The organism is Zwartia lucis, from assembly GCF_965234455.1.
Taxonomy (GTDB): domain Bacteria; phylum Pseudomonadota; class Gammaproteobacteria; order Burkholderiales; family Burkholderiaceae_B; genus Zwartia; species Zwartia lucis.
In genome coordinates this window covers 210,292-233,276 of record NZ_OZ248473.1, presented here as the reverse complement: position 1 = coordinate 233,276, position 22,985 = coordinate 210,292, and the positions used below count along the sequence as shown (strand labels likewise).

General features: G+C 54.5%; 20 protein-coding genes and 1 other RNA gene. 4 read left to right on the top strand and 17 right to left on the bottom strand.

What is annotated here, in order from left to right; translation table 11 throughout:
* Nucleotides 1–16: 16 nt before the first annotated feature.
* From glmM to AC8GE9_RS07470, 4 genes are all read right to left on the bottom strand, one after another.
* Entirely contained in the window at nt 17–1,375 is a 1,359-nt protein-coding gene (glmM, locus tag AC8GE9_RS07485) for a phosphoglucosamine mutase (protein ID WP_506676537.1), read from the bottom strand.
* Nucleotides 1,376–1,377: 2 nt separating this feature from the next.
* Nucleotides 1,378–2,217: a dihydropteroate synthase gene (gene folP / locus AC8GE9_RS07480; RefSeq protein WP_506677131.1), complete on the bottom strand. Its 840-nt coding sequence runs from the start codon at nt 2,215–2,217 to the stop codon at nt 1,378–1,380.
* Between the two features lie 19 nt (nt 2,218–2,236).
* Nucleotides 2,237–4,129 carry an ATP-dependent zinc metalloprotease FtsH gene (gene ftsH, locus AC8GE9_RS07475; RefSeq protein ID WP_506676536.1) on the bottom strand — a complete coding sequence of 631 codons (1,893 nt, stop codon included), beginning with the start codon at nt 4,127–4,129 and terminating at the stop codon, nt 2,237–2,239.
* 202 nt (nt 4,130–4,331) lie between these two features.
* Entirely contained in the window at nt 4,332–4,970 is a 639-nt protein-coding gene (locus tag AC8GE9_RS07470; protein ID WP_506676535.1) for an RlmE family RNA methyltransferase, read from the bottom strand.
* An 18-nt stretch (nt 4,971–4,988) separates the two neighbouring features.
* Between AC8GE9_RS07470 and AC8GE9_RS07465 the strand changes: the two genes are divergently transcribed.
* Nucleotides 4,989–5,594, top strand: a complete 606-nt coding sequence (locus AC8GE9_RS07465; protein ID WP_506676534.1) for a YhbY family RNA-binding protein — start codon at nt 4,989–4,991, stop codon at nt 5,592–5,594.
* A gap of 40 nt (nt 5,595–5,634) precedes the next feature.
* On the opposite strand, the gene greA is transcribed toward AC8GE9_RS07465, so the two are convergent.
* The 5 genes from greA to AC8GE9_RS07440 all read right to left on the bottom strand — a co-directional run bounded on the left by greA (nt 5,635) and on the right by AC8GE9_RS07440 (nt 10,858).
* Entirely contained in the window at nt 5,635–6,111 is a 477-nt protein-coding gene (greA, locus tag AC8GE9_RS07460) for a transcription elongation factor GreA (RefSeq protein WP_506676533.1), read from the bottom strand.
* A 118-nt stretch (nt 6,112–6,229) separates the two neighbouring features.
* Nucleotides 6,230–6,982: an ABC transporter ATP-binding protein gene (locus AC8GE9_RS07455; RefSeq protein WP_506676532.1), complete on the bottom strand. Its 753-nt coding sequence runs from the start codon at nt 6,980–6,982 to the stop codon at nt 6,230–6,232.
* Nucleotides 6,975–7,748 (bottom strand): ABC transporter ATP-binding protein, encoded by a 774-nt coding sequence (locus AC8GE9_RS07450; protein WP_506676531.1) that lies wholly within the window; start codon nt 7,746–7,748, stop codon nt 6,975–6,977. The genes AC8GE9_RS07455 and AC8GE9_RS07450 overlap by 8 nt, the downstream gene beginning before the upstream one ends.
* Nucleotides 7,745–9,625, bottom strand: coding sequence for an ABC transporter permease (locus AC8GE9_RS07445; RefSeq protein WP_506676530.1), 1,881 nt, complete (start codon nt 9,623–9,625; stop codon nt 7,745–7,747). Before AC8GE9_RS07445 ends, AC8GE9_RS07450 begins: the two co-directional genes overlap by 4 nt.
* Nucleotides 9,626–9,643: 18 nt before the next feature.
* Nucleotides 9,644–10,858 carry an ABC transporter substrate-binding protein gene (locus tag AC8GE9_RS07440; RefSeq protein ID WP_506676529.1) on the bottom strand — a complete coding sequence of 405 codons (1,215 nt, stop codon included), beginning with the start codon at nt 10,856–10,858 and terminating at the stop codon, nt 9,644–9,646.
* A gap of 192 nt (nt 10,859–11,050) precedes the next feature.
* On the opposite strand from AC8GE9_RS07440, the gene AC8GE9_RS07435 reads away from it, so the two are divergent.
* On the top strand, nt 11,051–11,824 hold the full coding sequence (locus AC8GE9_RS07435; RefSeq protein WP_506676528.1) for a ferredoxin--NADP reductase: 774 nt from the start codon (nt 11,051–11,053) through the stop codon (nt 11,822–11,824).
* A gap of 47 nt (nt 11,825–11,871) precedes the next feature.
* The gene (locus AC8GE9_RS07430; protein WP_506676527.1) at nt 11,872–12,519 is read left to right on the top strand and encodes a histidine phosphatase family protein; all 648 of its coding nucleotides are present in this window, start codon (nt 11,872–11,874) and stop codon (nt 12,517–12,519) included.
* On the opposite strand, the gene AC8GE9_RS07425 is transcribed toward AC8GE9_RS07430, so the two are convergent.
* From AC8GE9_RS07425 to carA, 4 genes are read right to left on the bottom strand one after another with little or no spacing between them, the layout of a single operon-like run.
* Nucleotides 12,516–13,274 carry an SDR family oxidoreductase gene (locus AC8GE9_RS07425; protein WP_506676526.1) on the bottom strand — a complete coding sequence of 253 codons (759 nt, stop codon included), beginning with the start codon at nt 13,272–13,274 and terminating at the stop codon, nt 12,516–12,518. The two genes, AC8GE9_RS07430 and AC8GE9_RS07425, sit on opposite strands and share 4 nt — an antisense overlap.
* A gap of 2 nt (nt 13,275–13,276) precedes the next feature.
* Nucleotides 13,277–14,449 carry a CaiB/BaiF CoA transferase family protein gene (locus AC8GE9_RS07420; protein WP_506676525.1) on the bottom strand — a complete coding sequence of 391 codons (1,173 nt, stop codon included), beginning with the start codon at nt 14,447–14,449 and terminating at the stop codon, nt 13,277–13,279.
* A gap of 22 nt (nt 14,450–14,471) precedes the next feature.
* Complete coding sequence (carB, locus tag AC8GE9_RS07415; protein WP_506676524.1) at nt 14,472–17,711, bottom strand: carbamoyl-phosphate synthase large subunit; 3,240 nt, start codon at nt 17,709–17,711, stop codon at nt 14,472–14,474.
* Between the two features lie 9 nt (nt 17,712–17,720).
* Nucleotides 17,721–18,923: a glutamine-hydrolyzing carbamoyl-phosphate synthase small subunit gene (gene carA, locus AC8GE9_RS07410; RefSeq protein ID WP_506676523.1), complete on the bottom strand. Its 1,203-nt coding sequence runs from the start codon at nt 18,921–18,923 to the stop codon at nt 17,721–17,723.
* A gap of 35 nt (nt 18,924–18,958) precedes the next feature.
* Here carA and tal point away from each other — a divergent pair, with 35 nt between their 5' ends.
* A complete protein-coding gene (gene tal, locus AC8GE9_RS07405) occupies nt 18,959–19,912 on the top strand; it encodes a transaldolase (RefSeq protein WP_506676522.1) in 954 nt (317 codons plus the stop codon).
* A gap of 49 nt (nt 19,913–19,961) precedes the next feature.
* Here the strand turns inward: tal and recR are convergent, their stop codons facing one another.
* From recR to ffs, 4 genes are all read right to left on the bottom strand, one after another.
* On the bottom strand, nt 19,962–20,570 hold the full coding sequence (gene recR, locus AC8GE9_RS07400; RefSeq protein WP_506676521.1) for a recombination mediator RecR: 609 nt from the start codon (nt 20,568–20,570) through the stop codon (nt 19,962–19,964).
* A gap of 5 nt (nt 20,571–20,575) precedes the next feature.
* Nucleotides 20,576–20,902, bottom strand: coding sequence for a YbaB/EbfC family nucleoid-associated protein (locus tag AC8GE9_RS07395; protein ID WP_506676520.1), 327 nt, complete (start codon nt 20,900–20,902; stop codon nt 20,576–20,578).
* A 47-nt stretch (nt 20,903–20,949) separates the two neighbouring features.
* Nucleotides 20,950–22,836, bottom strand: a complete 1,887-nt coding sequence (gene dnaX / locus AC8GE9_RS07390; RefSeq protein ID WP_506676519.1) for a DNA polymerase III subunit gamma/tau — start codon at nt 22,834–22,836, stop codon at nt 20,950–20,952.
* A gap of 29 nt (nt 22,837–22,865) precedes the next feature.
* Nucleotides 22,866–22,963, bottom strand: an RNA gene (gene ffs, locus AC8GE9_RS07385) — signal recognition particle sRNA small type.
* Nucleotides 22,964–22,985 lie beyond the last annotated feature (22 nt).

Below are 22,985 nucleotides of genomic sequence, written 5' to 3'. Positions count from 1 at the left end.
GAGTGCAGAGCCGTGTTTAGCTCAGATCGACCGCCGTCAGCATGGCAATGCCCTGCTCGACCAAGCGGTCGTCTTCGGCCTCAACCATCAAACGCAGTTTTGGTTCCGTACCTGAGGCACGAATCAGAACACGCCCCCGCTCTCCGAGCATGCTCTCGACCTGTGCCTTGGCGGCGACAAGCCCAGCGTGCTCAGTCCAGCTCTTGCCAGGAATCCAAGGCACATTGACCATCGTCTGGGGATACATTTTGAGCGCTGCTAGCCACTGCGGCAACGACTCGCCACTGCGCTGAAGCGCCGCCAACACTTGCAAAGCAGACACAATGCCATCACCCGTTGTATGCGAATCCAGACACAAGAGATGCCCCGAACTCTCGCCACCATAGAGCCAACCACGATTGCGCAATTGTTCTAATACATAGCGATCACCAACTTGGGCGCGCTCAAAAGGAATGCCCAAGGACTTGAACTGTTTCTCAAGGCCAAAGTTCGTCATGAGCGTCCCCACTACACCCGCGACAGATCCGCGAGCAAGACGCTCTCGCACGACTGCGTATAAGAGCTCATCACCGTTATAAATACGACCGCTCGCATCGACCATTTGTAGTCGATCCGCATCACCATCGAGTGCGATGCCTAGGTCTGCGCCGCGAGCGCGCACCTCTTTGGCCAAGCTCTCTGGATGCAAGGCTCCGACGTCCTTATTGATATTGAAGCCATCGGGCGAAATACCAATCGCGTGAACCTCGGCACCTAGCTCACGAAACACGTGTGGCGCGATGTGATAGGCAGCGCCGTTTGCCGCATCAATGACGAGCTTGAGGCCCTTTAAATCCAAATCAGAAGGAAAGGTACTTTTGCAAAACTCGATATAGCGTCCTGGTGCGTCGTCAATCCTACGCGCGCGGCCAAGCTTTTCAGAGGATACACATACCATGGGCTCATCGATCGCCGCTTCGATCGCGGCCTCGGTCTCGTCGGGTAGCTTCATACCCTTGGAGGAAAAAAACTTGATGCCGTTATCATGATAAGCGTTGTGCGAGGCGCTGATGACGATGCCAGCGACCAAGCGCCACGTACGTGTTAGATAAGCGACCGCAGGTGTTGGTAGAGGCCCCGCCAACAACACCTCGACACCGGCCGAAGCAAAACCTGCCTCAAGGGCGGACTCCAACATATAGCCACTAATACGTGTGTCCTTGCCGATCAGCACTGTCGGACGACCGCTGCGACCACTCGCGCTCGTTCGGTCTTGTGATTGAGTCAGCACCTTGCCTGCGGCATAGCCGAGTCGCAAGGCGAATTCAGCATTGATCACCGGTCCGCCTGCAAGACCGCGCACACCATCCGTACCGAAATATTTTCTTTTAGACATTTTTATTTTTCTGCATCCTGTACAGTATGCCAAACTGCCAAAGCGTCCCGTGTTTCTCGCACATCGTGCACCCGCAAGATGCGGGCACCACGAAGAACGCCAGCGAGCGCGGCGGTGATGCTGCCCGTCAAACGCTGATCCACAGACTGTCCCGTTACAGCGCCAATCATGGATTTACGCGATACGCCCAAGACGAGAGGATAACCTGTCTCAGCGATAATTTTCAGATTGGCGAGCAATTGATAGTTTTGCTCGACCGTCTTGCCAAAACCAAAACCAGGATCAAGACTGATTCGCTCAGCTTGTACACCCAGTGCCTCGAGCGCGTGGGCCTGCTCAAGCAATACGGTCTTGATATCGTTGACGACCTCGTTGTAATGGGGTGCTACCTGCATTGTGCGCGGCTCGCCCTGCATGTGCATGATACATACGCCGCAATGACCGTGACGCGCTACAAGCCGCTGCGCAGCAGGATCTCGCATCCCTGTGACGTCATTGATGACATCTGCACCTACATCGAGGGCCGCTTGCATCACCTCGGGCTTGCACGTATCAACCGAAATCGCGACACCGCTATGCAGGAGCGACTTGATCACAGGGATGACGCGTGCGAGCTCGTCTTGCACGGAAACGGACAATGCGCCTGGGCGCGTGGACTCGCCGCCAACATCGACGATATCGGCACCCTCTTGAATCAGATTGTGCGCATGACGGATCGCCGCTTCTGTCCGGGCGTGCTGCCCACCATCCGAAAAAGAATCGGGGGTGACATTGACGATTCCCATAAGAATCGGGCGCTTGAGTTGAAACTCAAAGCGCCCACATACCCATCTATCAGCGATCTTGCCGAGCACGAGCGACTTAAACCACAGCGGCAGGATCAGTCGTCGTGCCGGGTGCTGTGCCACTGGGTGGCGAACCGGTCGAATCCATCGGTGCCTCGGGCACTTTGGGAGGACGCGGTGGGCGACCCTCGACAATATCGTTGATCTGATCCGCATCGATGGTTTCCCACTCGAGCAATGCTTTGGTCATGATTTCGACTTTTTCGCGGTTGCCCTCAAGAATCGAGCGAGCGACAGCATATTGCTCGTCGATAATCTTGCGAATCTGATGGTCAACTTTTTGCATCGTGTCTTCGGACATGTTCGTTGTCTTGGTCACACTGCGACCAAGAAACACCTCGCCTTCATTTTCCGCATACACCATGGGACCCAACTCGGTCGACATGCCATAACGCGTCACCATGTCACGGGCAATCGCTGTCGCACGCTCGAAGTCGTTGGACGCTCCCGTCGTCATTTGATGCATGAACAGCTCCTCAGCGATGCGGCCACCGAATAACACGGCAATCGTGCAAAGCAAGCGCTCTTTATCCATGCTGTAGCGATCACCTTCGGGTAACTGCATCGTTACACCCAACGCGCGACCACGAGGAATAATCGTAACCTTGTGCACAGGATCGGTTTTAGGCAACATGCGCGCGACAATCGCATGACCGGACTCGTGGTAGGCCGTGTTGCGACGCTCTTCTTCGGGCATCACGAGCGAACGGCGCTCGGCACCCATGATGATTTTGTCCTTGGCTTTTTCAAAGTCGGACATATCCACTGTACGACCATTGCGGCGCGCAGCAAACAAAGCAGCCTCGTTGACCAGATTGGCCAAATCAGCGCCGGAAAAGCCAGGGCAACCACGGGCCAAGACGTGCGCATTGACGTTTTGCGCCAAAGGAACCTTGCGCATATGAACGTGCAAGATCTGCTCGCGACCACGAATGTCTGGCAGAGGCACTACCACCTGACGGTCGAAACGGCCAGGACGCAGCAAGGCGGGATCCAGCACATCGGGACGGTTGGTCGCGGCAATCACGATCACACCCACACCTGTCTCGAAACCATCCATCTCCACCAGCAACTGGTTCAGTGTCTGTTCGCGCTCGTCATTACCACCACCAAGACCTGCACCACGCTGACGACCCACTGCATCGATCTCATCGATAAAGATGATGCATGGTGAATGCTTTTTAGCATTTTCAAACATGTCACGCACACGAGATGCGCCGACACCGACGAACATCTCAACGAAGTCAGAACCTGAGATGCTGAAAAAAGGAACCTTGGCTTCGCCGGCAATCGCCTTGGCAAGCAAGGTTTTACCTGTACCAGGCGAACCGACCATCAACACACCGCGAGGAATGTGTCCACCAAGCTTTTGAAACTTGGTTGGGTCACGCAAGAAATCAACCAGTTCTTGTACGTCTTCTTTGGCCTCATCGCAGCCCGCCACATCCGCAAACGTGATGGAGTTGGTGGACTCGTCGAGCATGCGCGCGCGTGACTTACCGAAGCTAAACGCGCCGCCCTTGCCACCACCCTGCATTTGGCGCATGAAAAACACCCAGACACCGATCAGCAACAACATCGGAAACCAGGAAACGAAAATGCTCATCAGGAACGAGGGTTCTTCGCGGGCTTTGCCAGAAACCTGCACGCCGGCTTTCATCAAGTCCGACACCATCCAGAGGTCGCCGGGCGAAGTCAGCGTATAGGGACGGCCAGCATCAGGCGTGACGTAGAGCACATCGCTCTGAACGTCGACCCTGCGGACTTTGCCAGCCTTGGCATCATCCATAAACTGGGTGTAACTGACCGAGTCTTGGGCGGGGGCACGGCTGTCAAACTGTTTAAAAACAGTAAACAGCACCAGCGCGATCACCATCCAAACGGCTACTTTAGAAAACGAGTTATTCAAGGACTATCTCCTGCTTGTCATTCACACAAGCGTTAACCCTTCACAGGGAAATTTCGCTATTCAGCTATTTGTAATTCTACTCTGTTCTGAGACTGCCCTCGCTGCATTCCCTACATACAAAAGGGATCAAAAGCTGAGCAAAATCAAATATGAGCCATTTAATTTCCTCTTTGGTACCCGCCTGAACATATACGTATCAACATCAGGTTTTCTTCAGACCCTTGGCGATCAAGAAAGTTTCAGAAGATCGGTCACGCGAAGCCTTGGGTTTACGCTCTACCACACGCTTGAAATGGCGCTTGAAACTTTCAACCACCTGAGAAAAGCCACTGCCATGGAACGCCTTGACGATGAGCGCTCCCTCAGGTTTGAGGTGCATCAGCGCAAATTCAAGGGCTAAATCGATCACTATTTGAATTCGGGCGGCGTCAGCCATCCCCACCCCAGACAAATTTGGCGACATATCTGACATAACTAAATCTACTTTAGTATCTCCCAGTGTCGCGTTCAGCGTGTTCAGCACCTCGTCATCGCTAAAATCACCCTGAAGGAACTCAACGCCTGCGATGGGCTCCATCGGCAAAATATCCATGGCTACAATCCTGCCATCGATCACGCCTCCCTTGCCCACCAAACGCTCGCGAGCGACCTGCGACCAACTACCGGGCGCTGAACCCAGGTCCACAATCACGTCCCCTCGACGCATGAGCTTTTCGGCGTCCAAGATTTCGGTTAACTTGAAGGCCGCACGGGCTCGATACCCCTTTTGAGTGGCTAATTTGACGAATGGGTCGTTGATGTGTTGCATCACCCACTCTTTAGAAAATTTGTTTTTGGCCATTCCCGTACAATCTACCTTATGACTATTATGGAACTCACCCCACGCGAACGCAGCGCCCTTCGCGCTGCTGCCCACCCATTGCGCCCTGTTGTCCTGATTGGCGACAATGGCCTGACTGAGGCAGTACTCAAAGAAATCGACATGAACCTGTCGGCCCACGAACTGATTAAAGTTCGCGCCGGGACGGCTGATCGAGATACCCGCGATGAAATGCTCAATTCGATCTGCGAAAAGCTTTCCTGCGCCGCCGTGCATCATTTGGGCAAGATGCTGATTTTGTACAGATACGGCGCTAAAGGCACCTACCTGAAAGCAACTCCAGCACCGGCCTCACCTGCAAAACGCAAACCCTCCGAGCCCCACACGCCGAAAAAGCTCGCCGCCGAGGGAAAAAAGCTGGAAAAACCTACCCGTCGCACGCGCGCCGAACGCGATCACGATGAGGATCTGGATCGTCCGCGCGTCTTTTCAGGTGACCGTCCGGCACGCCCTAGTACACGTGCTTCTGGTACCAAGGATACAGCACATGGGATTCCGCGTCGCAGCTCGCTGTCTTTGCGGGCCGGTGCGCGACGTGGCGCCCCTGGGCTTTCAGTCCGTAAACGACCTGCCGCCAAAAGTTAAGTCAATCACGTTTGAATCAAATACCTTTGATGCGAAAACATCAAAGGTATTTAATGCTGACAATCTCAAACTCACGAATGCCGGATGGCGCCTGCACTTGGACGACATCGCCTTCGTATTTACCAATCAACGCGCGCGCGACCGGACTCGACACCGAAATCAGGTTCGCACGAATATCAGCCTCGACATCCCCCACGATCTGATAGGTGACCTTGTCACCGGACTCCAGATCCTCAATCTCAACGGTCGAACCGAACACGGCGCGACCATCAGCATCAATGGAACTGGGATCGATGAGCTGGGCATTGGAGAGCGTGCCATCGAGCTCGCTGATGCGACCTTCGATAAAGCCCTGTCTCTCGCGTGCCGCATCGTACTCGGCGTTTTCCGACAGATCACCCTGAGCGCGCGCCTCGGCGATCGCGGTAATCACGGCAGGACGTTCGACGTGTTTGAGGCGATGCAGCTCGGCTTGCAAGCGCTCGGCCCCGCGCACGGTAAGAGGAATAGTGGCCATCGTATTTTTCCCAAAAAACAAAACCCCGGATCGATGCGAAGCCGGGGTGGTGATCAAGGCTCTATTGTGGTCAAAGTTGGCGGCAAATGCAAGCCACAAAAAGAAAGTCGCCCGAGATTTATAGCGTGAGGACGTCTTGTTTGAGTTTGAACTGCTGATCTAGCTCGCCAAAGGTGCCTGAAAAACGGACATACCCCTTTTCAAGAACATACACTCTGTCGCTCACTAAACGCGCAAAATGCACGTTTTGCTCAGACAAAAGAATGCTGACGCCCTGCTTTTTGAGCGCGAGAATCATGCGCACCATTTGCTCGACAATAATGGGGGCCACTCCCTCAGAGGGTTCATCAAGCAAAACAAGATAAGGGTTACCCATCAAAGTTCGGGCGACAGTAAGCATTTGTTGCTCTCCGCCGCTCATTTTTCCGCCAAGTCGTTGCGGCATCTGCGCCAAATTCGGAAAAAGGTCGAACAGTTTTTCGACGCTCCACGAAGGTGCGGGTGTGCCATCGGGCCAATGTCGGGGGGCCTGGCGACCAACGGCAAGATTTTCCAGCACGGTTAGATCCGTAAAGATGCGCCGATCTTCGGGCACAAATCCAAGACCGAGTGACGCAATTTCATACGGCGCAAGACGGGAAATATCGCGCTCCATAAAACGTACTTGGCCGGCTTTTTTATCCAACAACCCCATCAGGGTTTTGATTGTCGTCGACTTGCCCGCACCATTACGGCCCATCAAGGCGACCACTTCGCCCTGCCTGACCTCGAGATCAACATCGAACAAAATTTGCGCCGCGCCATACCAAGCGCGTAGGCCCTCGGCGCTCAAGAGCGGCCATTCAGAGGTGCGATGTCGTGACTTAGGCATGTGACCCACTTCGTTCTGAAAAGGTCGTCCCAGAGCCAAAATACACTTCTTGCACTAAAGGATCACTCCGGACTTGAGCGGGAGAGCCCTCTGCAATCAAGCGCCCTCTGGCCAACACGATCACGCGATCCGCAAAAGCGAACACGACATCCATGCTGTGTTCCGTAAACAGGACCGCAATGTTGTGTTCGACCACCAGACGCTTGGTGAGTGCCATCAAGGCATGTCGCTCCTCGGGTGCCATACCCGCCGTGGGTTCATCCATCAATAAAAGTTTCGGCTCATTGGCCAAGGCCATTGCGAGTTCGATCCGTTTGACGTCGCCGTAAGCCAGTTCGCTACAGGCGCGCTCTGCCTGCCCTACCATTCCCACCTGCTCGAGCAAATCTCTTGCACGCTCCAGGGCAAAGGCGCGCGCAGGTTGCAAAAAGGAAAACAAGCGACGGTGATGCGAGAGCAAGGCCATCTGCACATTTTCGATCGCAGTCAACGAGGCAAAGGTCTCGGCAATCTGAAAAGTCCGACCCACACCAAAACGCCAGATCTCGCGCGGGGCTTTGCCAAGCAACTCTTGGCCAGACAAGCGAACCGAGCCGCGATCTGCGCGCAACTGTCCATTGATCATATTAAAGGTCGTCGTCTTGCCTGCGCCATTCGGACCGATCAATGCAAGGAGTTCGCCCGGGCGGACTGAAAAACTCACGCCATCCACCGCGGCAAGACCACCAAAAGATTTACCGAGATCGCTCACGACAAGAAGACTCATCGCGCACCTCGCACAAAAATACGTCGTGCTGCGCCGGCAATACCCTCGGGAAACAGCAACACCAATAACAAAATAATGCCACCCAGCATCGCACGCCAGTATTCAGTATTGCGAGCCACGGTATCGTGCAACCAAGTAAAACTCAAGGCGCCGACCAGAGGACCCGCTAGCGTTTGGATGCCGCCCAGCAACACCATCACCAGTCCATCGACTGATTTGCTCACATGCAAAACTTCGGGAGAGATGCTGCCCTTGGAAAAGGCAAATAAGGCACCCGCCAGGCCCGCGACAGCGCCTGCGATCATAAAGGCAAGCCATTGCATGCGCTTGATATCGATCCCAATCGCATCCGCGCGTAACACGGAGTCTCTCGCGGCACGCATGGCATACCCAAACGGCGCGTGTAGCATGCGACGCAACAACCATACGGCAGCGACCACTAAGGCCAGTGTCAACCAGTAATAGTGCTGCTTGTCGGTCAACCATTGCGCAGGCCAGACACCGATCAAGCCATTGCTGCCGCCCGTAAAGCCATCCCATTGAAACACCACCGCCCAAGTAATCTGCGCAAAGGCAAGCGTCAGCATCGCAAGATACACCCCTGATAAGCGCACGCTAAACCAACCAAACAACGCTGCACCCAGAACGGCCACCACAGGCGCCAACAACAAAGCGCCCTCCATCGGAATACCCGCATACTTCAAGAGCAGAGCGGCGCCATACGCGCCCAAACCAAAATACGCAGCGTGTCCAAAAGAGTGCATGCCGCCAGGTCCCATGATGAAGTGCAAACTCGCTGCAAAAAGAGCAGCCACGAGCAGATCGATACTCAAGATCGTGACATAAGGCGAGGATTGCGTCAGCCATGGCAAGACGATTAAAAAAGTAATCAACGCGCCCCAACATCGCAGGCTCCAGACGCTTGCTGCGCGCAGAGGCGCTTCGATGTGACCGACGTGGCGTGCGGGAGGTTGCGGGCGACCGAACAGTCCCCAAGGCCTAATCATCAAGACCGTGGCCATCACTAAAAACTCAACAACCAGTGTCAGCTTAGAAAAGGAAATCTCAACGCCGAAAATCGTTACCAGGCCCAACCAGATGCAGAGGGCTTTGATTTCAGCGATGAGCAGGGCGGCGACAAACGCACCCGGAATCGAGCCCATCCCCCCCACCACGACCACCACAAAAGCCGCACCAATGATATTGAGATCCATTTCAAGGCTGGCAGGCTCGCGCGGCAGTTGCAACGCGCCGCCCAGCCCTGCCAGAAAGGCGCCCAAGGCGAAGACACTGGTGAATAACCATGCTTGATTGACACCCAGCGCCGCCACCATTTCACGATCTTGCGTCGCGGCACGGACATAGGTCCCCCAACGTGTTCGCGTCAGCAACAGCCACAGTAAACCCAATACAAGCGGTCCCAGCACGATCAACAGCAAGTCGTAACTTGGAAAGCTTCGTCCCAAAATCTGTACTGCGGACTTAAAACCAGGCGCGCGCGGGCCGAGCAACTCCTCGGGCCCCCAGAACCACAACACCGCGTCCTTGATCACAAGTACCAACGCAAAGGTCGCTAACAATTGAAACAACTCAGGCGCGCGGTAGATACGCCGCATCAAGGTCATTTCCACCAAAGCGCCCAATACGCCTACACAGAGTGCCGCACCCAGGATCGCCGGCCAAAAGCCAATCGTGGCGGAAAAATGCGTGACCAAGCTATAGGCGACGTAGATGCCCACCATGTAAAAAGAACCATGGGCAAAATTGACAATGCGCGTCACACCGAAAATCAACGACAAGCCTGCGGCCACCAAAAATAACGAGGAGGCGCCGGCCAGGCCGTTTAAAAGCTGAACGATGAAACTTGCAAGATCCATACAGTGGAGTGAGCGTGTTTAATCAGCCGGTCGAAGCTTTATCACCTCGGCGGCGGTGGGTAGAAATCGGGAGCCATCCATGTAGCGGAAATCCACCATCACGCCTTTGCCACCCTCATTTTTAGTTCGACCCACGAACGCACCCATTGTCGACTGATGATCCTCTGGGCGGTAGGTGATAGGTCCAAACGGTGTCATCAATTGCAAGCCCTTAAAGGCGGCGATCAACGCCTCGGTATTGGTTCCTTTTGCTTTTTTAATGCCCTCGGCGAGTGACATGATGGTGCTGTAACCAATGACCGAACCTAGTCGCGGATAGTCTTTGAAACGTACCTGATAGGCATTGAGGAAAGCCTCATGCTCTGGCGTCTTGATACCGTACCAAGGGTACCCCGTGACCAACCAGCCGTTGGGGGATTCATCCTTGAGCGGATCGAGGTACTCGGGTTCACCAGTCAGCAAACTCACCACTTCACGGCCCTTGAATAAGCCACGCGTGTTGCCTTCGCGGACAAATTTCGCGAGATCGGCGCCAAAAAGCACATTAAAAATCGCATCGGGTTTGGCATCTGACAAGGCCTGAACGACACTCCCCGCATCAAGCTTGCCTAAGGGCGGGGCCTGCTCGGCGACAAACTCGACATCTGGTTGTGCGGCTTTGAGGAGCGCCTTAAAAGTCGCCGCTGCGGATTGACCATACTCGTAATTGGGATAGACAATCGCCCAGCGCTTTTTATTCATCGCCGCTGCTTCGGGCACCAACATCGCGACTTGCATATAGGTTGAAGTTCGCAAGCGGAAGGTATAGCGGTTACCATTTTGCCAAACAATCTTATCGGTCAACGGCTCGCTGGCGAGAAAAAATACTTTTTTCTGTTTCGCGAAATCCGTTAGGGCTAAACCAATGTGCGAGAGAAAAGACCCCGTCAACACATCCACCTTGTCGCGGGAAATGAGCTCTTCGGCGACCCGCACGGCATCACCAGGATTGGCATTGTCGTCACGTGTGATGAGTTGAACTTTTTTGCCATTGAGTCCACCGGCGGCATTGATCTGCTCGACGGCTAACTCCATGCCCTTTTTGTAAGGCTCGAGAAAAGCGGGCTGCGCTTTGTAGCTATTGATCTCACCGATCTTAATCGTGCCCTGTGCCAGCGCGGCAGAGGAAAACGCCAACACCGCGGCGCTTTGCAACACCACACGGGTCCATTTAAACGGGTTCTGCATACTCATGAATCTAGCTCCTACAACCATTCAACATCTCGATCGCGCATTGTGGCGCATAGCCACTATAGCCTTACAGACCCAAAACTTTAACCAAATTGAACGCTAGATAAGCGTTAACCGTAGTTATCCGTCAACTTGGCGAAGATTCTCCGCCATATTTGTTATAGTTTTTCATTGTCAGACATAAAGAAAATCCGCATGAGTGCTTTTAACGAAGAAAAAGTCCTGAGTGTGCATCATTGGACAGACCGCCTCTTTAGTTTTACGACGACGCGCGATCCCTCACTGAGATTTAGTAACGGTCATTTCACCATGATCGGTCTGCGGGTCAATGATAAGCCCCTCTTGCGTGCCTACAGTATCGCGAGCGCCAATTACGAAGAGCACCTTGAGTTTTTGAGTATCAAAGTCGAGGACGGCCCACTGACCTCACGCCTGCAACACATCCAGGTCGGTGATTCGATTGTGGTCGGTCGCAAACCAACGGGCACCCTGCTGATCGATTATCTATTACCCGCCAAACGTCTATATATGCTTGCTTCCGGTACCGGTCTGGCGCCCTTTTTGAGCGTCATCCGCGATCCAGAAACCTACGAAAAATTCGAAGAAGTTGTGCTGGTCCATGGCGTGCGCGAAATCGCCGAGCTGGCGTATCACGACTATTTGACACAGACCTTGCCTCGCCACGAGTTTTTAGGCGAAATGGTGAGCAAGCAACTGCGCTACTACCCCACGGTGACGCGGGAGGCTTACACCCATACAGGTCGAATCACGACCTTGATTGAAAACGGCAAACTCTTTTCCGATTTGGGCGTGCCCAGTCTGGACCGCGAGCAAGACCGCATCATGATTTGTGGCAGTCCTGAGATGTTGCGTGACCTCAAAGGCATACTTGAAGCGCGTGGTTTTAACGAAGGCAATACAACGCGACCGGGCGACTTTGTGATTGAAAGGGCTTTTGCTGAGCAATAAGCGCGCGCAGTACACTGAATGCTCTATTTTGAGGATTGATGCACAGCATGACTGAAATCTGGTTGGTTCGTCACGGTGAAACGCCCTGGAATGTCGAGAGTCGCGTCCAAGGCTGGGAAGATATCGGACTCAATGAACATGGCATCGAGCAAGCGCGTTCGCTGGCGCGCCACATGAAACTCCTAAGCGACTCGGGCACGCGTCTGGACGCGATCTACAGTAGCGATCTCAAGCGTGCGCAGCATACTGCAAGCATCGTCGCCGAATCGATCGGCCTGCCACTCGCACTGGAGCCTGGTATTCGTGAGCGTCACTTTGGAGTCCTGCAGGGCTTGATCTACAGTGAAATGGCGCAGCATCAGCCTGAGGCTTACCGCATTTGGCGCAGTCGAGATCCGGATCTAGAGATGCCTGAAGGAGAGTCGCTAGGTTTTTTTCATCGCAGAGTCGTAGGCGCGATGAACAATCTCGCCGTCAAACATCCTGGCGAGCGGATCATGGTGGTCAGTCATGGCGGCGCGATGGATATCATCTGGCGCCATGCCAGTCAGGTCGGATTACAGGCTGATCGCAAAGCACCGTTGCTGAACGCGAGCCTCAATCGCTTGAGTGTTTCTCCAGAGTCTTGGAAGATTCTCGGGTGGGGCGAGGTTGATCACCTCGGTCAGGACTCACAAAACGACGTCACGCCCTAAGGCCTCTGGCGAGGCTTACGAGGCGCATTGACAGCTAAACGGTCATATAACCAGTTCGGCAGCACGCGCATGATTTTCCCCACCACGCCCATTTGCCAGGGAATCACGGTATAAGAATTTTCTTGCGCGATCGCCCGAGCTGCGCGTGTTGCAAAGACTTCTGCCTCTAGCAAGAATGGCATGCTGAAGGGGTTTTTCGCAGTCATCTCTGTTTTGATGTAGCCCGGCGCGATGGTCACGACACGCACTTCAAAAGGCTTGAGCTCCAGGCGCAAGCTCTCGCAATACGTCGTGACGGCGGACTTCGAAGCACTATAGGCGCCCGCACCCGGCAGACCTCGCACACCGGCGACCGAGGCGATCCCAACCAACGTGCCTGCTCTAGCCTGCTTCATATGTGGCACAAAGGGTTCAAACGTTGAAACAGTCGCTAAAACATTGGTCTCAAAGATCGCTTTGAATACCGCAAAATCATCTTTTTGCTCAGTCAAGGTTCCGGCACTGATTCCGGCTGAAGCGATCACGATGTCAACGCGCCCTACCTTTTGGATGAAGTCTTCAGCGGCCGCATGCAAGGCTTGACGATCGCAGACATCCACAACGTAAAGATGTTGCGTACCCGGCAACGTGGCCGCGAGCTCTCGCAGACGATCGCCGCGACGTGCGAGCAAGCCCACCACATGACCCTGCGACGCATAATGGTGTGCCAAGGCTGCGCCGAGACCACTACTGGCACCCGTAATAAAAACGCTCACCGCTAACGACCTGCCTGCTTGACGACACCCGAGACGAGTAGTTGCTCGATCGTCTCTTGAGTCAAGCCCAGTTGTTGCAAAATCTCGATCGAATGTTCGCCAATACGCGGCGAACTTTCAACTGGGCGACGATGGGGGTGAATCGGAATACCAATATAAGGAAGGACGCCCACACCTTGTTGCTCAAGCTGCTGCGTCAAGTTGAGGTGAAGGGCCTGAGGATGATTGAGTACTCCCTGGTAATCACGCACCACGGCATGCAGGACATCGTGCTTTTTAAATAATGCAGTCCAATACTCGGTGGAGTGTTGGCGCAGCTGTAGACGCATGGCCTCGTGCAAAGCGGCTCTATTTTCAAAACGAATATGGTTATCGAGAAAACGCGGATCCGTCTTCCACTCTTCGTGACCCATCGCATCGCAAATATTGTGAAAATGCTCCGTGTGGACCGTCACGACAGAAATTTTACCGTCGGCGCTGTCAAAGACCCCGTTTGGGGCGCTGACCGAACCAAACGGTCGCTTGCCTGCGATCGCTTCTTCGATAAAGCACATGCCTTGAAACGAGGCGCAGGCCTCGAACAGGCTCACTTCCACATGCGTGCCTTGCTGGCGCGCCAACCGTTGATACAGGGCGGTTGCAGCACCTTGTGCCGCATACAAACCCGTCATCACATCTGCGGCTAACAAGCCGATGCGACGTGGTATGCCGTGCTCATCCTGATTGGAAAACATCAGTCCGCTGTCGGCTTGCATGACTGAGTCTGTGGCGGGTGCGTCGGCGTAGGGACCATCTGGTCCGTAGCCACTAATCGAGACGTAGACGAGGTCAGGTTTGAGCAAGGAAAGCGCTTCATAACCAACGCCCAGACGCTGCGCCACACCAGGACGAAAATTTTGCACGAGGACATCGGCTTGCATCGCCATGTCGAGCAAGATTTTTTTACCCTCGGAAGACCGTGCATCCAAAGCAAGCGCTTTTTTTCCGGCACTATGCTGAATACCATAGGCGCTGTGATCATCCTTGGTGACACCGACATGGCGAATCCAGTCGCCCGCTGGGGGTTCGACTTTGATGACATCGGCCCCCTGTTGCCACAGAATATGCGCGCAATAAGGTCCTGCGATGCCCTGGCTGATGTCTAAAACACGTAATCCTGTGTAGGGAAGCGTCATCAGCCAGTCTGCCTAAATGTCGTTAAGAAGCGAGCGAGCGGTGTAAGTCTTGGAGTGAGTACACCTTGATCCCGAGACCTTCGCGCAAGTATTGCATGCCCTCGACGGCCGCGAGCGCGCCCGCAATCGTCGTGTAATAGGTCACGCGTGCCGCCAAGGCTTGGGTACGAATCGCGCGCGAATCGGTGATCGCATTGCGGCGCTCCTCGACGGTATTGATCACGAGAGAAATTTCGCCATTTTTGAGCATGTCGACAATATGCGGACGACCTTCGGCGACCTTGTTGACCAGTATCACGGGAATACCAGCCTCCTGGATCGCAGCGGCCGTTCCACGTGTTGCGACCACCTTGAAGCCCAACCCGTGCAGACCGCGCGCGACTTGAACGGCCTTGGGCTTGTCCGCATTTTTCACACTGATAAAGACCGTGCCGGACTCAGGCAGATTGACGCTGGCAGCCATCTGGGATTTGACGAAAGCCTCACCAAAGGTTTCGCCCACGCCCATGACTTCGCCCGTCGACTTCATCTCGGGTCCGAGAATCGTATCTACACCTGGGAACTTCACGAAGGGGAAGACGGCTTCTTTGACGGAGAAGTAATGGGGCACGACTTCTTTTGTAATGCCTTGCGACGCCAAGGTCTGCCCTGCCATCACACGAGCGGCGATTTTGGCGAGCTGCAAACCCGTGGCCTTGGACACAAAGGGAACGGTGCGCGATGCGCGTGGATTGACTTCGAGGACGTACACGTCGCCGTTTTGGACGGCGAATTGCACGTTCATCAAGCCTTTCACATTTAATGCACGCGCCATCAAGGCGGTCTGGCGCTTAATTTCCTCAGTCATCTCGGGAGACAGCGAGTATGGTGGCAAGGAGCATGCGGAGTCACCGGAGTGCACGCCCGCCTGCTCGATGTGCTCCATCACACCACCGATGAACACCTCTTGACCATCGCACAAGCAATCAACGTCGATTTCAATCGCGTTATTCAAAAAGCGATCGAGCAATACTGGAGAATCGTTACTGACTTTGACGGCCTCGCGCATATAGCGCTCGAGATCGATTTGCTCGTGCACGATTTCCATCGCGCGTCCACCGAGTACATAGCTTGGACGTACCACCAAGGGATAGCCAATTTCTTGGGCGTGATTGAGCGCTTCGCTTTCAGTGCGCGCGGTGCGGTTAGGCGGCTGACGCAGGTTGAGCTTGTTGAGCAGTTTCTGGAAACGCTCGCGATCCTCTGCAACGTCGATCGACTCGGGGCTGGTGCCGATGATCGGCGCACCGTTCGCCTCAAGTGCGCGGGCGAGTTTCAAGGGCGTCTGACCACCGTATTGGACAATAATGCCCACCGGCTTTTCCTTGTGGACGATTTCAAGTACGTCCTCAAGCGTCAAGGGCTCAAAGTACAAACGATCCGAGGTGTCGTAATCGGTCGAGACGGTCTCTGGGTTGCAATTGACCATGATGGTTTCGTAACCATCTTCACGCAAGGCGAGCGCCGCATGCACGCAGCAATAATCAAACTCAATACCTTGACCGATACGGTTGGGACCACCACCGAGCACCATGATTTTTTTACGATCGGTGGGTGCGGCTTCGCACTCTTGTTCGTAGGTAGAGTAGAGATACGCCGTATTGGTCGCGAACTCAGCCGCGCACGTATCAACACGCTTGTAAACGGGACGCACGTTGAACTGATGGCGCAACTTGCGGACCTCGGCTTCGACGGTGTCGAGCAGAAACGCTAAACGACGATCCGAGAAACCGCGACGCTTGAGCTGCAAGAGCGTCTCCACATCGAGATCTGCAAGTGTGCGCTGCTCGAGCGCCAATTCAATATCAACAATTTCTTTGATTTGTGCCAGGAACCAAGGATCGATCTTGGTGAGCTGGTGCACCTCGTCAAGGCTAAAGCCCTGCGCGAAGGCATCGCCCACGTACCAGATCCTCTCAGGGCCAGGCTCGCCGAGTTCGATTTGGATTTTTTCGCGATCGGTTGTCTTTTGATTGAGACCATCGACACCCACTTCGAGACCGCGCAGCGCTTTCTGGAAAGACTCCTGAAAGGTACGGCCAATCGCCATCACTTCACCGACCGACTTCATCTGTGTGGTCAGGCGTGCATCCGCAGTCGGAAATTTTTCGAAGGCGAAACGTGGCACTTTGGTGACCACATAGTCGATCGTCGGTTCAAAGGAGGCGGGCGTCGCACCACCCGTGATTTCGTTTTTCAACTCATCGAGCGTATAACCCACAGCAAGACGCGCAGCGACTTTAGCAATCGGGAATCCTGTTGCTTTGGAAGCGAGTGCCGAGGATCGCGACACGCGGGGATTCATTTCGATGACGATCATGCGACCGTTTTCAGGATTGACTGCGAACTGTACGTTGGAGCCACCGGTATCGACACCGATCTCGCGCAACACCGCGATCGAGGCGTTACGCATGATTTGATATTCTTTGTCGGTCAAGGTCTGTGCGGGCGCAACCGTGATGGAGTCGCCAGTGTGCACACCCATTGGATCGAGGTTTTCAATCGAGCAGACAATAATGCAGTTGTCGGCGCAATCGCGCACGACTTCCATTTCAAATTCTTTCCAGCCGAGCAGTGATTCCTCGATGAGCAACTCGCTGGTCGGCGAGGCCTCAAGACCGCGGCGGCAGATCGTTTCAAACTCTTCGGCGTTGTAGGCGATACCGCCGCCGCTGCCGCCCAAGGTAAAACTTGGGCGAATCACGGCGGGAAAACCTGAGGTCCCAATTTCAATCCCAATCCGCTTTTGAACTTCCCACGCTTCTTCGAGTGTGTGGGCCACACCGGAGCGTGCGGACTCGAGTCCGATCGCGCTCATCGCGACTTTAAATTTTTGGCGGTCTTCGGCTTTTTCGATCGCGTGCGCGTTGGCACCGATCAGTTCTACGTTGTATTTTTTGAGTACGCCGTGCTTGTCGAGATCGAGGGCACAATTGAGTGCGGTCTGACCACCCATGGTGGGTAAAACCGCATCAGGGCGCTCTTTTTCTATGATCTTTTCAACGACCTGCCAAGTGATTGGCTCGATGTAAGTGACATCGGCGGTCTCTGGGTCCGTCATGATGGTCGCAGGATTGCTATTGACTAAAATGGTGCGGTAGCCCTCGGCCTTTAAGGCTTTGCAGGCCTGAGCGCCGGAGTAATCGAATTCGCAGGCTTGACCGATGATGATCGGACCTGCGCCAATGATGAGAATACTTTTTAGGTCTGTACGCTTGGGCATGGTGACTCTTTATTGTTTACCGGCCATCAGGCTCATGAATTGATCGAACAAGACCACGATGTCGTGCGGTCCAGGGCTGGCTTCGGGATGCCCTTGAAAACAAAATGCCGGGCGGTCCGTGAGTTCAAAGCCCTGCAAGGTGCCGTCGAACAATGAAATGTGCGTCACGCGGGCATTGGCGGGAAGCGTTTTAGCATCGACGGCAAAACCGTGGTTTTGGGCTGTGATGAATACGCGTCCGCTTGCCAAGTCTTGCACAGGATGGTTGGAGCCATGATGGCCCGTTTTCATCTTGAGCGTCTTGGCACCTAGGGCCAGCCCCATGATCTGGTGTCCGAGACAGATCCCAAAGGTGGGCAACTTGCGCTCTAGAAAAATCTTGGTTGCGGCAATGGCGTAGTCGCAAGGATCTGGATCGCCCGGGCCGTTGGAGAGGAATACCCCGTCCGGATTGAGTGCTAAAACTTGCTCGGCAGTTGTTTGCGCGGGCACCACAGTGATGCGGCAACCACGTTCGGCGAGCAAGCGCAGAATATTGGATTTCACGCCAAAGTCATAGGCGACGACATGTGGGGTCTGACTATCATTTTTGCCATAACCAACGCCTAGTTGCCACGTGGATTCCGTCCAAGTGGCATTTTTAGTGGCGGAAACAACTTTGGCCAAATCCTGACCAGACATGCCAGGAAAGGCTGCGGCAAGCTTGAGCGCTTGGTCCGCATCGTCACCCACAAAAATACAACCACCTTGCGCACCACCCTCGCGTAGGATACGTGTGAGCTTGCGGGTGTCGATTTCAGCAATCGCGACAATACCCTGTGACTTGAGGTAATCCGGTAAAGACTGGGTCGAACGGAAGTTTGACAGTCGAGCGGGGCAGTTGCGGACAATCAAACCAGCGGCGTGGATTTTGGTGGATTCAACGTCTTCGAGGTTGATACCCGTATTTCCGATGTGAGGATAGGTCAGCGTCACGATCTGGCCGCTATAGCTGGGGTCCGTCAAAATCTCTTGGTAACCTGTCATAGCGGTGTTGAACACCACCTCGGCGACGGTATGCCCCGGGGCACCGATCGAGATGCCTCGAAACACGGTACCATCAGCCAAGGCTAAAATAGCAATCGTTTTAGCGGCAGTTGATTCAACACCAGACCCTGGGTTTTTAAGCTCTATCTCAGTAAATATATTTGGAAGCACAATGAACCCCGGCATCAAATCTTGTAAGCAAACCTTGGAAGTATAACCCGATGGCCAGCCTTCTCGAATCTTTACGTCAATACACCACCGTTGTAGCAGACACGGGCGACTTTGAGAGCATGAAACGCTATCAGCCCACCGATGCAACCACCAATCCATCGCTGATTTTGAAGGCGGTCCAGCAGGATGCTTATCGCCCCATGCTGGAGCGTTGCGTCAAGGCGCACCCCAAGGCTTCCAAAGAGGCGCTCGTGGATCACTTGCTTGTGGCGTTTGGAAAAGAAATCCTTAATATTGTGCCAGGGCGCGTTTCTACTGAGGTTGACGCCCGTCTTTCCTTTGATACACGCGCCACCATTGATCGGGCTCGTCAAATTATGGCGCTTTATGAGACCGAGGGCTTTGGTCGAGCGCGCGTTTTGATCAAGATCGCGGCGACTTGGGAAGGTATTCAGGCCGCCCGGGTACTCGAGTCTGAAGGCATTCGCTGTAATTTGACCCTGCTGTTCTCTCTTTCTCAGGCGGTGGCGTGCGCCGATGCCCGCGCTCAGCTTATTTCCCCTTTCGTGGGCCGTATCTACGATTGGCACAAAAAACAGCAAGGCAGCGCCTGGAACGAGGTCGCGAGCAGCGGCCGCAACGACCCTGGCGTCCTGTCGGTCACCAAAATTTACAACTACTACAAGTATTTTGGCATCACGACCGAAATCATGGGCGCGAGCTTTCGTAATACAGGTCAAATCTTGGCCTTGGCCGGTTGCGATTTACTAACGATCAGCCCCGAGCTTTTAGCAAGTCTGAGCGAAGCTCAGGACAGTCTTGTAGCTTCGCTCACGCCTGACAATGCGCACGCCAGTCAGCCAAAGGCTTTGCCCTGCAATGAGCAAAACTTCCGTTTTCTGTTAAATGAAGATGCGATGGCGAGCGAAAAGCTATCCGAAGGCATTCGTGCTTTTGTCGCCGACGCGCGCAAGCTCGACGCACTGATTGACGCACAGCGTTGAGGGATCAGGTTTGGGCGCGACAAGCACCCTGACCTTGAAGCACCGTGCTTTAGGTAGGACGGCGCTCCAGCAATGCCCAGGCAACGGTCCCGGCATCCACATACTCTATTTCGCTACCTGCGGGAACGCCGCGTGCAAGGCGTGTGACCTTGATGCCGAGCGCGCGCAGGGACTCTGACAAGTAATGCGCGGTGGTCTCACCCTCGGCCGTAAAGTTGGTCGCAAGAATCACCTCGGCCACTTTGCCATTACCCGCTCTTTTTAAGACACGGCCAAAATCAAGCTCATCGGGGCCTCTACCCTCAAGCGGTGCAAGGCTACCCATCAGCACATAATACAAACCGGTGTAACCGTGGGTCGCCTCGATCGAATTTTGATCCGCAGGCGTCTCGACAATACAAAGCAAAGTCTCGTCACGTTCCGAGTGCTCGCACGTCGCACACACAGGCACCTCGGTAAAGCCATTGCACTGCTCACAGTGCTGCAAACATTCGACCGCTTGGGTCAGTGCTTGTCCGAGTTGCTCGGCGGCTTGCAGATCATGCTGCAGCAGGTGATAGGCCATACGTCGCGCCGTCCTGATACCCACGCCCGGCAAACGCTTGAGCGCCTCCACCAGCGCCAGTAACGGTTGCGGTTCAGTTCCGATTTTTTCCATATGAATTAGAAAGGTAGTTTCATTCCGGGTGGTAAAGGCATACCCGCCGTCACTGAGGACATTTTTTCCGACGAAGTCGCCTCGGCTTTGCGCAAGGCATCGTTAAAGGCGGCAGCCACCAAGTCCTCGAGCATATCTTTGTCGTCGGCAAGCAGGCTAGGATCAATCGTCACTCGCTTGACGTCATGTCGACACGTCATGGTGACCTTGACCAAGCCGCCACCCGATGCACCCTCGACCAAAATATCGGCCAAAGCATCTTGAGCCTTTTTCATGTTTTCCTGCATCTGCTGTGCCTGACGCATCAGACCAGCAATTTGTCCTTTCATCATGATTGGATTTCCTGAAAAAAAATTAAAGAGTCAATCGGGTCAGCATCCTAATTGCGCTGACTGGGTCTAATGGATCCGGTGACCACCTTGGCACCAAAGTCCTGAATAAGTGCTCGTACAAAAGGGTCTTGCTCGATCGCAACCTCTGCAGCCTCTTGACGCGCCTGTTGAGCCACCAGATCAAGCGCATGCGCGGAGGCCCCTTCGCCTGCACCGATCTCAAACAGCAACTCGATCTCGAAACCAAAATAATCATTCAATACGGTACGCAAGCGTTCGACTGGAACGCCTTCCGACAAGGCTTTGCTCGGAACGCGCAAGGTCATTTGTTGCTTGACGATTGCAACGCACTCAGACTGTCGGGCCAGCTGCTCGGCCATCCCAGAAAGCGGTAACTTGGCGGCGAAGGTAGCCCATGGCTCGGGCAAGACGATGATGCCGATGCTGGCAGAAGCCACGGGGGACGTGATAAACACCTGGTTAAGCCCCTCCGCGTCTGCTGAATGCATTTTTTGGAAGTCCGCGGCAGTCAGTGTGTATTCGTCTTGCTCATCAGAACCCTGAAAATCAAAGCCGTCAACAGGTTCTGCATCAAGTGCTGTATCAAGTGCTGCATCAGTTGCTACATCAGGCCCTGAATCAAGCTCTGGCTTAGTCTCTGGTTTTGGCGGAGGCGCTTGCGCTTCTGCCGGGATGACTGCCTTGGGAGCGGACACAGGCGGCGTTGGCAGAGAGGGCGGAGGTTTAATGGGGGCTGGCTGAGCGGAGACCGTGACGTTGGGTGTCACTGAGGAGGCCGGGGCCGAGGCAACTTGGACCGAAGCATCCGGGGCAGGCATTGCTAAGCCTGAGGTCCCACCCAAAGAAAGCATCCGCAAGCATGCCATGACAAAACCTGCGTACTCGTCTGGAGCGATCGCAAGTTCTGAACGGCTATGGACCGCGACTGTGTAAAACAATTGAACCACATCGGGATGCAGAGAGGTCGCGAACCGACGAATATCGAGCGCGACGGGATCGGCCTCGTCAACAGCTGCGCTGACCCGCTGAGCAATCGCAATGCGTGACAACAGGACCGCCAAATCTGCCAGAGCCGCGCGGTAGGAAAGACCGCGTGTCGCGAGTTCGTCAGCGATTTCAAGCACCGCAGATGCCTGCCCTGATTGCAAGGCATCCAACAGTCGAACCAGATGCCGCTGATCAATGGTACCAAGCATACCCCGCACCGACTCCTCAGTCAGATTGCTGGCGCTGTAGGCAATCGCCTGATCCGTCAACGACAGGGCGTCGCGCATCGAGCCTGCGGCCGCCTGACCGAGCAGACGCAAAGCGGGTACTTCGAAGGGGATCTGTTCTTGACCCAGAACGTTTTCGAGGTGACCCACAATCGCCTCGCCAGGCATTTGCTTTAAATTGAACTGTAAACAGCGGGACAACACTGTGACAGGGATTTTCTGAGGATCCGTTGTCGCAAGAATGAACTTGACGTGAGCAGGCGGCTCTTCGAGTGTTTTAAGCATTGCGTTAAACGCATGGCCTGTCAACATGTGGACTTCGTCGATCATATAGACCTTGAAGCGGCCCGCACTCGGCGAGTAGACCGCCTGCTCGAGTAACTGGGTCATTTCATCGACGCCACGATTAGAGGCAGCATCCAGCTCAAGATAGTCGACAAACCGTCCCTGGTCGATCTCGGTACAAGCCTGACATACGCCACAAGGCGTCGCCGTGATGCCTGTTTCACAATTGAGCGATTTGGCCAAAATCCGCGAAAGCGTTGTTTTACCTACGCCTCTCGTGCCGGTAAACAACCAGGCATGATGAAGGCGCTGGGTGGTCAGTGCGTGCGTGAGGGCACGAACAACGTGATCTTGACCGACCAGCGTATCGAACGAGCGAGGGCGCCATTTACGCGCAAGAACCAAATAGCTCATAAGTTTTACCGACCACAGACGGAAATGAAAGAGGCGAGCCTGACTTCGGCACTAATTCTGCACGGCTGTGGCTGCTTCGTTCCCGACCTGACCAGATTGACCGCCGAACCATGCGAAGGGGCCCGCCAAACTAGATTTTAGCAGGGCTT

Coding starts and splice junctions, on each gene's coding strand:
- glmM (WP_506676537.1), bottom strand. CDS start 1,375: ATGTCTAAAAGAAAATATTTCGGTACGGATGGTGTGCGCGGTCTTGCA.
- AC8GE9_RS07470 (WP_506676535.1), bottom strand. CDS start 4,970: ATGGCCAAAAACAAATTTTCTAAAGAGTGGGTGATGCAACACATCAAC.
- AC8GE9_RS07465 (WP_506676534.1), top strand. CDS start 4,989: ATGACTATTATGGAACTCACCCCACGCGAACGCAGCGCCCTTCGCGCT.
- greA (WP_506676533.1), bottom strand. CDS start 6,111: ATGGCCACTATTCCTCTTACCGTGCGCGGGGCCGAGCGCTTGCAAGCC.
- AC8GE9_RS07455 (WP_506676532.1), bottom strand. CDS start 6,982: ATGCCTAAGTCACGACATCGCACCTCTGAATGGCCGCTCTTGAGCGCC.
- AC8GE9_RS07450 (WP_506676531.1), bottom strand. CDS start 7,748: ATGAGTCTTCTTGTCGTGAGCGATCTCGGTAAATCTTTTGGTGGTCTT.
- AC8GE9_RS07445 (WP_506676530.1), bottom strand. CDS start 9,625: ATGGATCTTGCAAGTTTCATCGTTCAGCTTTTAAACGGCCTGGCCGGC.
- AC8GE9_RS07440 (WP_506676529.1), bottom strand. CDS start 10,858: ATGAGTATGCAGAACCCGTTTAAATGGACCCGTGTGGTGTTGCAAAGC.
- AC8GE9_RS07435 (WP_506676528.1), top strand. CDS start 11,051: ATGAGTGCTTTTAACGAAGAAAAAGTCCTGAGTGTGCATCATTGGACA.
- AC8GE9_RS07430 (WP_506676527.1), top strand. CDS start 11,872: ATGACTGAAATCTGGTTGGTTCGTCACGGTGAAACGCCCTGGAATGTC.
- AC8GE9_RS07420 (WP_506676525.1), bottom strand. CDS start 14,449: ATGACGCTTCCCTACACAGGATTACGTGTTTTAGACATCAGCCAGGGC.
- carB (WP_506676524.1), bottom strand. CDS start 17,711: ATGCCCAAGCGTACAGACCTAAAAAGTATTCTCATCATTGGCGCAGGT.
- carA (WP_506676523.1), bottom strand. CDS start 18,923: ATGCCGGGGTTCATTGTGCTTCCAAATATATTTACTGAGATAGAGCTT.
- tal (WP_506676522.1), top strand. CDS start 18,959: ATGGCCAGCCTTCTCGAATCTTTACGTCAATACACCACCGTTGTAGCA.
- recR (WP_506676521.1), bottom strand. CDS start 20,570: ATGGAAAAAATCGGAACTGAACCGCAACCGTTACTGGCGCTGGTGGAG.
- AC8GE9_RS07395 (WP_506676520.1), bottom strand. CDS start 20,902: ATGATGAAAGGACAAATTGCTGGTCTGATGCGTCAGGCACAGCAGATG.
- dnaX (WP_506676519.1), bottom strand. CDS start 22,836: ATGAGCTATTTGGTTCTTGCGCGTAAATGGCGCCCTCGCTCGTTCGAT.